Raw genomic sequence first — 14,003 nt, forward strand, 5'->3', positions numbered from 1 at the left:
CAGTGCGCGGCGGTCGGGGCTCGGAGGGACGATCCCGGCCGCAACCAGACCATATTCGCCACCCCCTTTTCAAGTGGCCGTCGCGGGAGGTGAAGCGGCGACGCCGGCCGTAGACCGCGATATCGGCGCGGCACCGGAGGCCTCGGGTTGCGCCGCGTGGTCGTATCGCGCCGCGTTTGTTTCCGGATCCATGTCATCGTTACGGTGCGCGCGGTTTTCCCTGCCGAGCCGGCGTATGAGCTGCGGCGGTTGGCCCAGAACGCGCAAGAAGGCGCGCCGCATCCTTTCACGGTCCCCGAAGCCTGCTTCAGCCGATATCACGTCCAGGGAAAGACGGCCTTGTTCCAGCATCAGGCGCGCTGCCTCCACGCGCAGCCGCTCCACGGCCTTGGCGGGCGATTGGCCGGTCTCCATGTTGAAGGCCCGGCTGAACTGGCGGGGACTCAGGCTGGCCACCTCGGCGAGTTCCTCGACGGACAAGGCGTTGCGCAGATGGGCGCTGGCATATTCGATGGCTTTCTGGATTCGGTCGGATTTCGGTTCGAGCTCCAGCACGGCGGAGAACTGCGACTGGCCGCCGGCGCGCCGGTGGTAGACGACCAGCTTGCGGGCCACGGTACGGGCCACGTCCTCGCCGTGGTCCTTCTCGATCATCGCCAGCGCCATATCGACCGTGGCCGTCATGCCCGCCGACGTCCAGACCGATCCATCAACGATAAAGATCTGGTCTTCCTCCACGGACACCTTGGGAAAACGGCGCTGCAGGTCGCGCGCAAAACGCCAATGGGTGGTCGCGCGTCGTCCGTCCAGCACACCGGCTTCGGCCAGGACGAATGCGCCGGTACATGGCGCGGCGATACGCCTGGAAGATGCCAGCGAACGCTGGACGAAGGCGCCCAACGCAGGCGAGGCCATATGGGTTTCGAGACCCGAGGCGAAGATGACGGTATCGAAGGCGTCCGTGCCGAAGGGCTGCGTTTCGATCCGCATGCCCGCGGAGGCCCGCACCAGTCCGCCGGTTTCGGACAGGACCGTCACTTCGTAGGCCGGTTCACCGAGCGCGACATTGGCCAGCTCGAAGGCAGTGACGGCGGCGAAGCCCATGAGATAGAAGTCGGGAAATACGACAAAGCCGATTCTGTGCATGGAAGACTCCTGGCGCCGTCATGTCCGAAAACGATGGTGTATATGACATTTGAGACGCCGTCAACAAACCATATCCTTGCAGCCATGCCGTCGTGCCACAGGCTTCGCCGGCTCGAACGTAGGGGCATGCCGTGCCTCGTGGACATCCGGTCCACGGAGAGGCCGCCTTACCCAACCGCACAGGACTCGATATGGACCGTCGACTGCTCATGCTTGCGCTGGGGATGTTCGCGATGGGAACGGACAACTTCGTGGTTGCCGGCATCCTTCCGAGTGTCGCCCGGTCGCTGAATACATCCGTAAGCCTGGCCGGGCAGATGGTGACCGTTTACGCCCTTACCTACGCGGTCATGGCGCCCGTAATGGCGGCCGTGGCCGGCGGCTGGCCGCGCAAGTTGCTGCTGGTCGTGGCGCTGGGGATATTCGTCGCCGGCAATGTCGTCACTGCGCTGGCGACCGACCTGAATACAGTGCTGTGGAGCCGCGCGCTGGCCGGCTTTGGGGCGGCGTTGTTTTCGCCGACGGCGCTCGGCGTCGCTTCCGCGCTGGCCGAACCGGCGCGCAGGGGCCGCGCGCTCGCCACGGTCACCGCGGGACTGACGGCCGCCACGGCGCTCGGCTCGCCTGTTGGTACGTTTGTCGGCGGGTTCGGAAGCTGGCGGACTTCCCTATGGTTTGTCGCGCTGCTGGGACTGGCCGCCATGCTGGGTGTGTGGGCCATGCTGCGAGCCGTACCGCAGCCCGCGCCCGTCTCGCTGCGCGACCGGCTGGCCCCCATGCGCGATGTCCGCATCGCACTGACGCTGCTGACCTCGCTGTTCGCCTTCGGCGGTTTCCTGATGGTCTATACCTACGCCGGCATCGTGCTGGATCGCGTGACAGGCGGCGACGAAGGCATGCTGGCCGGCTTGTTTCTCTTCTGGGGGGTATCGGGCACGGTCGGCAACGTCATCGCCGGTCGCCTGGTCGATCGCTTCGAAAGCCACCGGATTATCAATGTGATGCTGTCCGTGGCCGTGGTCAACTTCTGCCTGCTGCCCTGGACTTCCGCCCATATCGCGACCACGGCCATTGCCCTGACAATCTGGGGCGTATGCGGTTGGGGGCTGCTGGTGCCGCAGCAGCACCGGCTGGTCAAAATCGCGCCGCACGTGGCGCCGCTTCTGCTGGCGCTGAACAACACCGCAACCTACACCGGACTCGCCTGCGCGGGCGTCCTCGGGGGTTTGGCGCTACTGTTCATCGATCCGCACTACTTGAGCATGTTCGGCGCGGCGTTGATCGCCATCGCTTTCATCCTGGCCGTCGCCGCGCATCGACGCATCGTGGGGCCAGGGCCGGCGGATGGCGGTCCCATCGCGGGCAGCGCCCGGGCCACTTGAACAATGCGGGCCTCCCGCCGGACACATCAGCCTCAATCACCAGGAGTGGAAAATGGCCGATTCGATGCATGCGATACAAATCGATCAGTATGGGGGCCCAGAGGTTCTGCAACTTCGCCGGCTGCCCAGGCCGGAGCCGGCAGAGGGCGAAGTGGTCGTCAAGGTCGCGGCGGCCGGGGTGGGCCCATGGGACGCCTGGATACGCGCGGGCAAAAGCGTCCTGCCGCAGCCCCTGCCATTGACCCCGGGTTCCGATATAGCGGGCGTCGTGGTTCAGGCCGGCGCCGGGGTGCACGCATTCCGGCCCGGCGACGCCGTATTCGGGGTAACGAACCGCCGCTTTACCGACGGTTATGCCGAGTACGCGCGTGCACAGTTGGACATGATCGCCGCCAAGCCCGACGGCGTGTCCTTCCAGGAGGCGGCGTCGATGCCGGTGATCGCCGTCACTGCGTGGCAGATGTTGCACGATTTCGCGGCGGTTCGAGCCGGACAGCGGGTGCTGGTGCTGGGCGGTGCCGGCAATGTGGGCAGCCATGCGGTACGACTGGCCAGTCTGGCCGGCGCGCACGTGGCCGCCACGGCGTCCGCTGCACAGGCTGGTTTCGTTGCCGCGCTGGGCGCTGGGGAGATCATCGACCGCGGCATGAGCGGCCTGGAATCCCGGCACGGCAGCTTCGATGTGATCGTCGACACCGTGGGCGGCAAGCCCCTGGAGCACGCCTATCCGCTGGTACGCAAGGGTGGCGTGGTCGTCTCCGCGGTCGAGAAGCCCGATGCGGCCAGGCTGGCTGCGCAGGACGTACGTTCCGACTTCCTGCTGGTCGCTGTCAGGACCGGGATACTGGAAAAGCTCGCCGCGCTCATGGTGCAGGGTCATTTGCGGCCGCATCTGGGCGACATTCTGCCCCTGAGGGAAGCCCGGCTGGCGCACGAGATGCTGGAGGGCCTCGAGCACAAGCCGGGAAAGATCCTTCTTATCCCGTGAGCGTGGGCCGGTGAACGACGCCTTGCCCCTTGCCAGGGCGCCGGCAATGCCGGCTGCCCGGCCCCGCCCGGGCCACGTCTTCATGCGTGCATGGGGTGATTGGGCGCGAAGCGCGTGCGGTACTGCTGCGGCGTGACACGCAGCCGGCGCAGGAAGAGACGCCGCAAGTTTTGTTCGGTGCCGTGCCCGGTATCGGCGGCGATCCGCTTCAAGGGCGCCGGACTGGCTTCCAGCGCCCTGCAGGCCGCCTCGAAACGCATGCATTCCACTGTCTTGGCCGGCGTCCGGCCCACCGCCGCCGCATACGCCCGGGCGAATGTGCGGGGCGTCATGCCCACCTGTTCGGCCAGGCGTTCCACCCGCAGGTCTTCGTGCAGGTGCGCGGCCATCCAGGCGTGCAGCTCGGCGAACTGGGCCTGCTCCGAACCCCGCTGCGCAAGCAGCGGCACGCTGAACTGCGATTGACCTCCCGGCCGCTTGATGAACATGACCATGTCGCGGGCGGCGGCGAGCGCGATGCGATGCCCCAGGTCGGCCTCGGCCAGGGCCAGCGCCAGGTCGATGCCCGATGTCACGCCCGCCGAGGTCCAGATGTCGCCTTGCCGGATGAATATGGGTTCGGCATCGACGCGCAGGGTCGGATACATCGCCTGCAGGCGCTGCGCCCAGCGCCAGTGCGTGGTCACGCGCAGCCCGCGCAGCAGTCCGGCCTCGGCCAGCAGGAACGCGCCGGTGCACACCGAACACACCCGCCGCGCCTGCCCGGCGCGCGTGGCGATCCAGTCGACCAGCGCCGGCTGCGCCACGGGCGGCTCGCCATCCGGGCTGCCGCCCGGCGCGATCAGCGTATCGATGGCGAGCCCGTCCAGGGCCGCCAACGGTACGGTGGCGATCGCCACCCCGGCGCCAGTCACGACCGGGCCGCCGGCTTCCGAGGCGATGATCGTCTCGTAAGGCGGGGCGGCCCATTCGCCGGACGCCACCGCCTGGCGGTTGGCCGTCTCGAAGGCCTGCACCGGGCCGGTGATGTCCAGCAGGTTCGCGCCGCGGTAGCTCAGCATCACCACAGGCCGGCGCCCCACCGGCCATGTATCCCCACCTGGGGCCTGCCTGTCGCTTGTCATCGGGTCGTCGCTTCCATTCAAATCCATGGCGAGTGGGCCGGCCTGCGCATCCTTCCGGCGCGGGTCGCGCAGCTTGCCATGCGGGGCGGAGTCAATCGCGCCATCCGGCCGTCATGCCCCTCGTACGCACCGGATCACGCCGCCGCGCCGGCCACACGGCTTCGCCGCGTCGCCAGATGCCACCATAGGGTCATGCCGGCGGCCAGCGCAACCACCGGCAGCATAGCGGCGTTCAGCGTGAACCAACCGAAGTACTCCAGGGCCGGCCCCGCGGCCAGCGTGGCGAGCGCCGTCGCGACATAGCGCAGCAGCTCGGCACAACCCTGCGTGGCGGCGCGCTCGCTCGGACGATAACAGCGTGCCAGCAGCGTGGTCCCGCCGACGAACATGAAATTCCAGCCCACCCCCAGGGTGAAAAGCGAGACATGGAACGCGGTCAAACTGGTCGAGGCCATGGCCGCCAGCGCGCTGATGATGTTCAGCGCCATGCCCGCGTAAAGCACCGGCGCCAATCCGGCGCGCGCGATCAGCGCGCCCGCGAAAAAAGAGGGCGCGTACATGCCGACCAGGTGCCACTGGATGATGCCCGCCCCCTGGTCCATCGTATGAGAACAGGCCACGGCCGCCAGCGGCGCCGCCGTCATGATGGCCATCATGGAGACCGAGCCCACCACGTTGTTGGCGACGGCCGCCACGAACACCGGCTGCCGCGCGATTTCCGCGAGTGGGCGCGCAGGCAGCGCCGCGGCTTGCGCATCGGCGTCGCCCGCGGCATCCGCGGCCGGCGCGTCGCGATATCCCAGCAGCAGGATCACGGCCGTTGCCACGCCCAGCAGCGCCACCATCAGGTACGCGCCCGCGAACAGTACCGCGGGAAACAGGTCCTTGGCCCAGGCCGCCAGCGCGGGGCCCAGTACCGCCGCCAACACGCCGCCCGCCAGCACCATGGAAATGGCACGGCTTTTGGCGGCGTCGCCGACGGCATCGGCGGCCGCCAGCCGGTAATACTGCGCGAACGCCTGGAACACGCCGACCGCCGCGGTGCCCGCGCAGAAGGCCCAGAAGTCGGCATGGAACACCGCCCAGACGGACACCAGGCCGCCGGCTGCCCCGGTCAGTGCGCCCAGCACGAAGCCCGCGCGCCGCCCCCATCGCTGCAACAGGAACGAGGCGAACCACGTCGTCACCGCGCCGGCCACCGTGATCAGGGCGAAGGGCAGGGTCGCCAGCGCCTTGTCGGGCGCCAATTGATAGCCGGTCAGGCCGGTCAGGGTCAGGTCGATGGATATCGCGCAGGTATAGAGCCCCTGGCAAAGCGCCAGGACCCGCGCGTTGCGCCTGCCCTGGACCGAGGTGGTGGACATCGTGGAGCCGTCCCTTTCATGCCGGGCGCCGGTATGGCGCCCACACGCGGGAAGATTATCCGGCCGCTCCGCCGTGCGTAGGACAACAAACCTTCAATTCCTGCCAAAACGGGGGGGCCGTTCGGCGCAGGGTGACGCCGCCGGCACGTGCGTCATCCAGGTTCGGCATGCGCCCGATGCGGCCGCCGGCCTGGGGGCCACGGAACCGCTCGGTCACGCCGCCGGAATGCAGGCGCCGCGCGATACGCCTCGCCTGGACGGACCGCACGCCGTGCGGCTCAGGCGCGGTCGAGACCGTAGCGCGGGCTCGGCTTCTCGTTGGCCAGCAATTGCGTGAGTGCGCGGCGCTGTGCGTCGAAGCGAAGCCATTGCTCGCCATCCTGCAGCGACGGTATGGTCACGGACTCGCCCTGGTCCAGTCCCGCCAGGGAAGCCGCCACCATGTCTTCGGCGCTCATCACCCAGCCTTGTGGAAGATCCTTGTGCTCCACGCCCGCGACGCTCCAGAAGCCCGTTGCGGTCGGCCCGGGCAGCACCGCCTGCACGCGCACGCCCTTGCCGGCCAGCTCTTGCTGCATGGACTGCGTCAGCGCCAGTACATAGGCCTTGGTGCCGCTGTACACGCCGTTCAACACGTCTATATTGATCGCGGAGATGGAGGAGATATTGATGATGGTGCCCTTGCCACGCGCCACGAAGGCGGAGGCGGCGGCATGGGTCAGCCGGGTCAGGGCCGTGACGTTGATATCGATCATCGCCTCCATGCGGTCGAGGTCGGATTGCAGGAAGCGCGCCGCCAGCCCGAACCCGGCGTTGTTCACGAGCGTGTCGATGGCGGCATCGTCCCGCAGGAGCGCTTCGACGCGTTGCCGGCCGGCGCGTTGGCCCAGGTCGGCCACCACCACCGTGGCCTTGCGGCCATGGGCGGCTTCGAGGTGCGCGGCCAGCGCACGCAGCCGTTCCTCGTTGCGGGCAACGAGAATCAGGTCGTGGCCACGGCGCGCCAGGCGGTCGGCGTAGACGGCGCCAATGCCGGATGACGCGCCGGTGACCAGGGCGGTGCCTTTGGATGCGGGGGTGTTCATGGGTGTCGGTCCTGTAAGCGTTGCGATGCCGCCATTGTGGGGCGCGGCGGCGGAGGCACAAATGACATAATTCCCACTTTTCAGGACAAGCCGGAAACGGCGCTCGGCGGCCCTTACGACCGTACAATCGGCCTCCGACTCCCGCATGGACCGCACATCATGCCCGCGCGCATTGCCCTGATGGTATTTCCCGGCTTCCAGATGCTGGACCTGAGCGCCCTCACCGTATTCGAGCTGGCAAATCTTGCCGTGCGCGGGCAGGGTGGCCCCGCGGCGGACGGCTCCCCGGGCGTCGCGCCCGGCGCTGTCGCTTCGTCGGTCGGTGCGACGGGCCGGCGCGGCGCCTCCGCCCGTCGCCGCCAAGGCCATGATGCCTTCTACGCCATCGAGGTCGTGTCGCAGGAGGGCGGTCTGGTGCTGTCTTCATCCGGCATCGCCATCCAGACTCAGGCCATCGGTGCCAGGCGTTACGACACGCTGATGATCGCCGGCGCCGTGGAGATCCCGGCCAGCACGCCGGCGCTGTTATCCACGCTGCGGCGCGTCGCACCTCGCGCGCGCCGCGTCGCCAGCATCTGCACCGGCGCCTTCCTGCTGGCCGAAGCCGGGCTGCTGGAGGGGCGGCGCGCCACCACGCACTGGGCGCTGGCCCACGAACTGCAGCGGCGTCATCCCGGCGTATGCCTGGATGAAGACAAGATCTTCGTCTGCGATGGCGTGTTCTGGACGTCGGCCGGCATGACGGCCTGCATCGACCTCGCACTGGCCTTGCTTGCCGAAGACCTGGGGCCGGACGTCGCGCGCACCGTATCGCGCAAGATGGTCATCCATTACCGCCGCACCGGCGGTCAATCGCAGTTCTCCACGCTGGCGGAACTGGAACCGGACTCCGACCGCATCCGCGCCGCGCTGGACTACGCCCGCGAAAACCTGCGCGAACCGCTGAGCGTCGAGCAATTGGCTGCGCAAGTACATTGGAGCCCGCGGCATTTCAGCCGTGCCTTCCAGGCGCAGACCGGCCTGTCGCCGGCCAAGGCCGTGGAGAAACTGCGGCTCGAAGCGGCGCGCGCCCTGATCGACGAAGGCGAAAGCTCCATCGCAAGAGTGGCTAGCTTGACGGGCTTCGGCGAGGAGGAACGCATGCGCCGCGCCTTCCTCCGCACGCTGGGCCGCCCGCCGCGCGACCTGCTGCGCGATGCGCGAAGCAGTCCGCGTCGCGGCGGGGTCGCGCCGCCGGCCGGCGTTCCAGCTTGACGGCCAACGCGCCGTCGCGGATCAGAAGTCGTAGAGTCGCGCCGGATTCTCGACCAGCAGCTTGTCGATGCGCTCGGCCGTGCCGGCCCATTGCATCGCGCGCTGCAGCGCGCGTGCATTGTCCTCCTGCCGGAACGGCGTGATATCACCGACCGGCCGCGGCGCGCCGGCGGCCGAGCCGGGGTGGGGCCAATCGCTGCCCCACAGGACGCGGTCCGGGTTGGCGTCGATGAGAGCCCGCGCAATCGGTTCCGCGTCGCGGTAGTCGGGCGCCGTCGAGATGCGATACGCCGCGGACAGCTTCACATAGGCGCGGCCGGAGGCCACCGCCGCAAGCAGCGCATCGAAGCCGGGCTGCGACACGCCCGCGGCCGCCTGCGCGCGGCCGAAGTGGTCGACCACCAGGGTGACGGGGATCTGTTCCAATGCGCCTGCCAGCGCGGCGATCGTCGCCAGGTTGGTGTAGGTCTGAACATGCCAACCCAGCGGCGCGACCCGTTCGGCCGCCCGCGCCAGATTGCGCCACGCTACCTCGGGGTCGTGCTGGCCGGCGGTTTCCAGGTTCACGCGCACCCCGCGCACGCCGGCGCGGTGCATCGCCTGGAACTGGACATCGGAGGTCGCGTCATCGATGACCGCGACGCCCCGGCCTGCGCCGGCGAGTTGCTCCAGCGCATGCAGCAGGCAGGTGTTGTCCGTGCCGTATGGGCTGGGCTGCACGATGACGGTGCGCGCGATGCCCACGCCGCGATGCATCCGGACCAGGTCCGCCAGCGTGGCGTCGCCGGGCGTATAGCTGCGCGCCGGGTCGAAGGGAAAGTCCGACGCAGGGCCGAACACGTGCACATGGCAATCGCACGCGCCCGCGGGCGGCCTGGCGATGGCAGCGGTCATGGCTGGTTCTCCAAGGAGGATCGGGCCGTCCCGGAGGCGGCCTTCGTGGGTTGGAAGCGAGCGCTGGTCAGCTGGCGTAATGCCGGTAGCCGTCCGGCACGGCATCGAGCAGTCGCAGCATGGCGTGCCATTCCAGCTCCCCGTAGGGCCGCCGCGTACCGGGCTGGTACAGGTGCGCCGAACGCTCCAGGGTCTGCGCGTCCGGCACGGCGACGTTTTCCAGTCCGCCGGCCATCGCATCCACCTGGGCGCGGCAGGCCATTTCCAGCTGGTACATCAGGTTGAAGGCCTGCGGCACCGAGGCGCCGCATACCAGCAGCCCGTGATTGCGCAGGATCATCGCGTTGTGCGGACCCAGGTCGCGCACCAGCCGCTCCTGCTCGGCGATGTCCACCGCGGGGCCCTCGAAATCGTGATAGCCGATGTGGCCATGGAATCGCGAGGCCGTCTGCGTGATCGGCAGCAGTCCGCAACGCATGGCCGACACTGCCATGCCGGCGCGCGTGTGCGTGTGGATCACGCAATGCACGTCCGGCCGCGCACGGTGGATGCAGCCGTGGATGACATAGCCGGATTTGTTGATGCCGTAGTCGGTGTCCTGCTTGCGCAGCACATTGCCGTCCAGGTCGATCTCCACCAGGTTGGAGGCGGTGATCTCCTTGTACAGCAGCCCGTACAGGTTGATCAGCAGCCGACCGGGCTTGCCGGGAATCTGCGCGGTGATGTGGTTGTAGATCATGTCCGTCATGCCGTAGCGATCCATCAGCCGGTAGCACGCGGCCAGGTCCTTGCGGGCCTGCCATTCGGCCGGATCCACATCGCCTTCGAGGCTGGGGAAATCCGTGCTGTAGCGCATATTCATCTGCATACTCCTTTGCGGGGGTCGTCTTGCCCCATCAATGCCGTGGCGCCGCGCCGCGGGGATGCAGCGAGCTTGCCGGCCCTGCCGCATTCCCATGGCTGCCCCCCATGCCGCGCCGCGGCCTACTGGGCGCGGATATCCTGTTCCCGGATGATGCGCGCCCACTTGGCGCTTTCGTCGCGGATCAGCTTGCCGAACTGCTCCGGCGTGTCGCCCGCCGGGACGGCGCCCATCCTGGCCAATTGTTCCTGCACGGCCGGCTGGGACAGCACCGCGCGGACATCGGTATTGAGTTTCCTGATGCGATCGGCGGGCACGCCGGCCGGCGCCACCAGTCCGAACCAGTTCGCGAAGTCGTAGCCCGGGACGCCCGCTTCGGCGAGGGTGGGTACGTCCGGCAGCAGCGCCGAGCGCCTGGATGCCAGCACCGCCAACGGCCGCAGCTTGCCGGCCTGGATGTACGGCAGCGCCTGCACCAGGCTGTCGAAGGTGACGGCGACCTGGCCGCCGATCAGGTCCGTGAAGCTGGGCGCGCTTCCCTTGTACGGGACGTGGGTCAGCTTGACGCCGGCCATCTCGTTGAACAGCTCGCCGGCCAGGTGCGGCGCGCCGCCCACGCCGGAGGACGAAAAGTTGATCTGGCCCGGCTGCTTCCTGGCCGATTCGATCAGGTCCTTCACGGTTTTCGCCGGAAACGACGGGTTGGCCACCAGCACAAAGTTCACATCCACCACGTTGGAGATGGGTGCCAGGTCCTTGATCGGATCGACATTCATTTTGTACAGGTGCGGGTTGATCGATAGATTGCCCAGCGTCGCCATGAAGATGGTGTAGCCATCCGGCGCCGAGCGCGCCGCGATTTCGGTGCCGATCACGCCGCCCGCGCCGCCCCGGTTATCGACGATGACCTGCTGGCCCCAGCGGGCCGTCAAGCGCTCGGCGATCAGACGCGCCACGATATCCGTGCCCCCGCCTGCAGGAAAGGCCACCACCATACGCACGGGCTTGTCGGGAAAGGTCTCGGCCTGCGCGACGCCCACGGAACAGGCGACCGCGGCCAGCACCAGCGCCGCCCGGCGGAATACGTCGAGGCAACGTCGCCGGGCCGGTCTCATCGCGCGTCCCCGCCGCTCGGTGTCTGGGTCGCCAGGTAGGCCTTGGCCGTGTCCTCGTCAAGCAGGGGGAAGACCTCGAAATGCGCCGGGATGATGTCCGACCATTCGTTCATCAGGCGATGCAGGGTGGCATTGGAATCGACATCGAACAGGGCAACGGCGCCGCGGCCGACGCGGGCGTGCACCGAACGCGCCAGGCCGGAATCCAGCAAGGGGCGCATCCAATCCCAGTAACGGCTGCGGGAGTCGATCAGGGAGGTGGGGCGCTCCGGGCGGGGCGTGCTGATGACGAGGAATAGCATGGTTGTCTCCTACCATTGTGTTGACGCAAGCGAGGCAGGGAGCGCAGGGACTCCCGTCCTGCGGCATGGTGATTATTGGGATTTCTCATGTCGGTCCGGCTTGGACCCGCCATTGCCGCCGTGCTCCCGTGAGGCATGCGCTTATGGTAGCGACGCCCCTCGGCTTTTTATAGCGACGATATTTCATGCCCTCATTAGTGCAGCTAATGAGGGCCTCGGTGGCGGGCTCGGATCGATGCGCCGCCGCCGCGCCGTTTTTTGCTTTACCCCGGCCCGTGCCCAGGTATAAGCTCGCGTTCAGCTAACGTGATCAGGTCGTCATATTGCGTCACCCGGTAGCCAGCCGCGCCTGTCCGATCGATGTCGGGCTGGCGCCCGGCCTCCGCGGCTTTTCTGATCCGGCAGCACCGATTTTTCCGCGGACGGGCGGGCTCCTGAGTGGGGTGGCGTGATGATCCTTGTGGACGATGTCGTTGTCGCAGCTGCCCTGATCACCTTTCTTGCCATTTCCCGGTACTTCAGGCGGGGGCGCGCGGGCCGGATGCCTCCGCTGTTGCTTTCGTTGCCGCATGCGCTGGATCCCGGGCACGCTCCCATGCCGGCGCCCGTGCCTGGGGCCCAGGGGGACGCCCCGTGGCGGCGCAGGGTCCGGCGCGGCGGCAAGCAGGCCGGGGCTGGCAGGGTTCGGGCCTCGCTTGCGCCTGTGCGGAAACTCGAAAGCGACGCGCTGTTCCATGGGGTATTGGAGCTGTTTCCGGTCGCCGCCCTCGTGGCGGATCGGCATGGCCGGATCATTGTTGCCAATGCCGCCGCGGTGAAATTATTCGGCTATTCCCGCCACGAGCTTATCGGCGCTCCAGTAGGCATGCTGGTTTCGGCGTCCCGCGGCGACTCCCATCCATCCCTGTCCGGCAATGTCACGACGGGGTGGCCGCCGTATCCGGCGGATCATTCATGCGACCGTTTCGCCCGGTGCAAGGACGGCGGAGAATTTCCGGCCGAGATCACAGTGGTCCCCTTCTGCGCTGCCGGGGGCTCCGATACCTTGACCATCGTCATGGACCGGACGGATCGATATGAACTCCTGCGCAACCGGCAAGAGCTCGTGCACCTGTCGCGTGTCTCCACGCTGGGCGAGCTCGCGGGCTCCCTCGCGCATGAATTGAACCAGCCTCTCACCGCGATCCTGAGCAACGCACAGGCGGCGCAACGCTTCATGGCAGCGCGCCCGAGCAACCTTGACGAAGTGCGGGAGATACTGGAGGACCTCGTCAAGGACAATCGCCGCGCCAGCGAGGTTCTCCGAAAAATCCGGCTGCTGGTGAAGAAAGGGGAATCGGAGGCCGCACTGCTCCGAATGGACAGCGTCGTGGCCGACGTGGCGCTATTGGTGCAAAGCGATGCGATCCGGCGCGGCATCAGGATGACCCTCGACATCCCCGCCGACTTGCCCTGTGTCCTTGGCGACAGGGTGCAGCTCCAGCAGGTGCTTTTGAATGTACTGCTCAATTCTTTCCAGGCCTTGGACGGCTGTCCCGCCCAGGATCGGGTGGTCATGATCGGCGCGGCGCTCGATGGGTCCAGGGAGATCCGTATCGCGGTGCGCGACCATGGGCCGGGCCTGACGGCGGAGAAACTCGGAAAACTGTTTTCGCCGTACTTCACGTCCAAGCGCGACGGACTCGGCCTGGGGTTGTCGATCAGCCGCTCCATCGTGCAGATGCACGGCGGGCGTATCTGGGCGGAAAACAACGAGGAACAGGGCGCGACGTTCTATTTCACCCTGCCGGCCGTGGCGGACGAACGGTGCGTGCAATCCCGGGGTGGGTCATGAGCGCGCCAGGTCCGGTTGTCTTCGTTGTCGACGATGAGGACGCCGTGCGCCGGGCGCTGTGCCGTCTTATCGGCGCAGCCGGCTACCGTGTCCAGGCGTTCGGATCGGCGGCAGAGTTTCTCCGCGATCGTCCTTCCCTGGACGGCGCGGCCTGCCTGGTTCTGGATGTGCAGATGCCGGAACTCGGCGGCCTGGAGTTGCAGCGGGAACTGAGCGCGGCAAACGCGTCGCTGCCGATCATTTTCCTGACGGGACATGGCGACATCGCCATGACGGTCCGCGCCATGAAGGCCGGGGCCATCGACTTCCTCGCGAAGCCGGTGGACGACGTGGACCTGTTGCAAGCCGTGGAGACGGCGGTGCGACAGGCTGCGCGCGCGGAGGCGGCGCGCGCCGAACTCGATTCGATCAGGAAGCGGCTTGCCCGCCTCACGCCGCGTGAGCGCGAAGTACTGGGGCTGCTCCTGGGAGGCCGCCTGAACAAGCAAGCGGCGTACGAACTGGGCATCGCGGAAAAAACCATAAAAGTGCACCGGGCCCGGGTGATGGAAAAGATGGAGGCGCAGTCCCTGGTCGAGCTGGCGCGTGCCGCCGACAAGGCAGGTCTTCCATATTCGCCCAGCCGGCCCGGACGCTGAGGCGCGTGCCGCGGC

13 protein-coding genes are annotated in these 14,003 nt (G+C 67.8%); 5 read left to right on the forward strand and 8 right to left on the reverse strand.

The annotated features are described in order from the left end of the window. Positions 1-69: 69 nt before the first annotated feature. On the reverse strand, positions 70-1,146 hold the full coding sequence (locus BAU07_RS04000) for a GlxA family transcriptional regulator (RefSeq protein ID WP_084025298.1): 1,077 nt from the start codon (positions 1,144-1,146) through the stop codon (positions 70-72). Between the two features lie 191 nt (positions 1,147-1,337). Here BAU07_RS04000 and BAU07_RS04005 point away from each other — a divergent pair, with 191 nt between their 5' ends. Together BAU07_RS04005 and BAU07_RS04010 are read left to right on the forward strand one after the other, a co-directional pair. After that, positions 1,338-2,528: an MFS transporter gene (locus BAU07_RS04005; RefSeq protein ID WP_066654348.1), complete on the forward strand. Its 1,191-nt coding sequence runs from the start codon at positions 1,338-1,340 to the stop codon at positions 2,526-2,528. Positions 2,529-2,580: 52 nt separating this feature from the next. Beyond that, positions 2,581-3,516, forward strand: a complete 936-nt coding sequence (locus BAU07_RS04010; RefSeq protein ID WP_066654349.1) for an NADP-dependent oxidoreductase — start codon at positions 2,581-2,583, stop codon at positions 3,514-3,516. Positions 3,517-3,596: 80 nt separating this feature from the next. Here the strand turns inward: BAU07_RS04010 and BAU07_RS04015 are convergent, their stop codons facing one another. The 3 genes from BAU07_RS04015 to BAU07_RS04025 form a co-directional block, all read right to left on the reverse strand. Beyond that, positions 3,597-4,577 carry a GlxA family transcriptional regulator gene (locus tag BAU07_RS04015; protein WP_232338244.1) on the reverse strand — a complete coding sequence of 327 codons (981 nt, stop codon included), beginning with the start codon at positions 4,575-4,577 and terminating at the stop codon, positions 3,597-3,599. Between the two features lie 197 nt (positions 4,578-4,774). Next, entirely contained in the window at positions 4,775-6,004 is a 1,230-nt protein-coding gene (locus BAU07_RS04020) for an MFS transporter (protein ID WP_066654350.1), read from the reverse strand. Between the two features lie 278 nt (positions 6,005-6,282). After that, a complete protein-coding gene (locus BAU07_RS04025; protein WP_066654352.1) occupies positions 6,283-7,089 on the reverse strand; it encodes an SDR family NAD(P)-dependent oxidoreductase in 807 nt (268 codons plus the stop codon). Between the two features lie 159 nt (positions 7,090-7,248). Here BAU07_RS04025 and BAU07_RS04030 point away from each other — a divergent pair, with 159 nt between their 5' ends. Beyond that, positions 7,249-8,343 (forward strand): GlxA family transcriptional regulator, encoded by a 1,095-nt coding sequence (locus BAU07_RS04030; RefSeq protein WP_066654353.1) that lies wholly within the window; start codon positions 7,249-7,251, stop codon positions 8,341-8,343. Positions 8,344-8,364: 21 nt separating this feature from the next. Here the strand turns inward: BAU07_RS04030 and BAU07_RS04035 are convergent, their stop codons facing one another. The 4 genes from BAU07_RS04035 to BAU07_RS04050 form a co-directional block, all read right to left on the reverse strand. After that, the gene (locus BAU07_RS04035) at positions 8,365-9,237 is read right to left on the reverse strand and encodes an amidohydrolase family protein (RefSeq protein ID WP_066654354.1); all 873 of its coding nucleotides are present in this window, start codon (positions 9,235-9,237) and stop codon (positions 8,365-8,367) included. Positions 9,238-9,304: 67 nt separating this feature from the next. Then, positions 9,305-10,099, reverse strand: coding sequence for a class II aldolase/adducin family protein (locus BAU07_RS04040; RefSeq protein ID WP_232338245.1), 795 nt, complete (start codon positions 10,097-10,099; stop codon positions 9,305-9,307). 122 nt (positions 10,100-10,221) lie between these two features. Further along, complete coding sequence (locus tag BAU07_RS04045) at positions 10,222-11,214, reverse strand: Bug family tripartite tricarboxylate transporter substrate binding protein (RefSeq protein ID WP_066654355.1); 993 nt, start codon at positions 11,212-11,214, stop codon at positions 10,222-10,224. After that, the gene (locus BAU07_RS04050) at positions 11,211-11,516 is read right to left on the reverse strand and encodes a DUF3303 domain-containing protein (protein WP_066654357.1); all 306 of its coding nucleotides are present in this window, start codon (positions 11,514-11,516) and stop codon (positions 11,211-11,213) included. The genes BAU07_RS04045 and BAU07_RS04050 overlap by 4 nt, the downstream gene beginning before the upstream one ends. A 703-nt stretch (positions 11,517-12,219) precedes the next feature. On the opposite strand from BAU07_RS04050, the gene BAU07_RS04055 reads away from it, so the two are divergent. Together BAU07_RS04055 and BAU07_RS04060 are read left to right on the forward strand one after the other, a co-directional pair. Further along, entirely contained in the window at positions 12,220-13,350 is a 1,131-nt protein-coding gene (locus BAU07_RS04055; RefSeq protein ID WP_198168865.1) for a two-component system sensor histidine kinase NtrB, read from the forward strand. Beyond that, positions 13,347-13,988, forward strand: a complete 642-nt coding sequence (locus tag BAU07_RS04060; RefSeq protein WP_066654359.1) for a response regulator transcription factor — start codon at positions 13,347-13,349, stop codon at positions 13,986-13,988. Before BAU07_RS04055 ends, BAU07_RS04060 begins: the two co-directional genes overlap by 4 nt. The last annotated feature ends 15 nt before the right edge of the window (positions 13,989-14,003 follow it).

Source organism: Bordetella flabilis (assembly GCF_001676725.1).
In the GTDB taxonomy this organism is placed as follows: domain Bacteria; phylum Pseudomonadota; class Gammaproteobacteria; order Burkholderiales; family Burkholderiaceae_B; genus Bordetella_C; species Bordetella_C flabilis.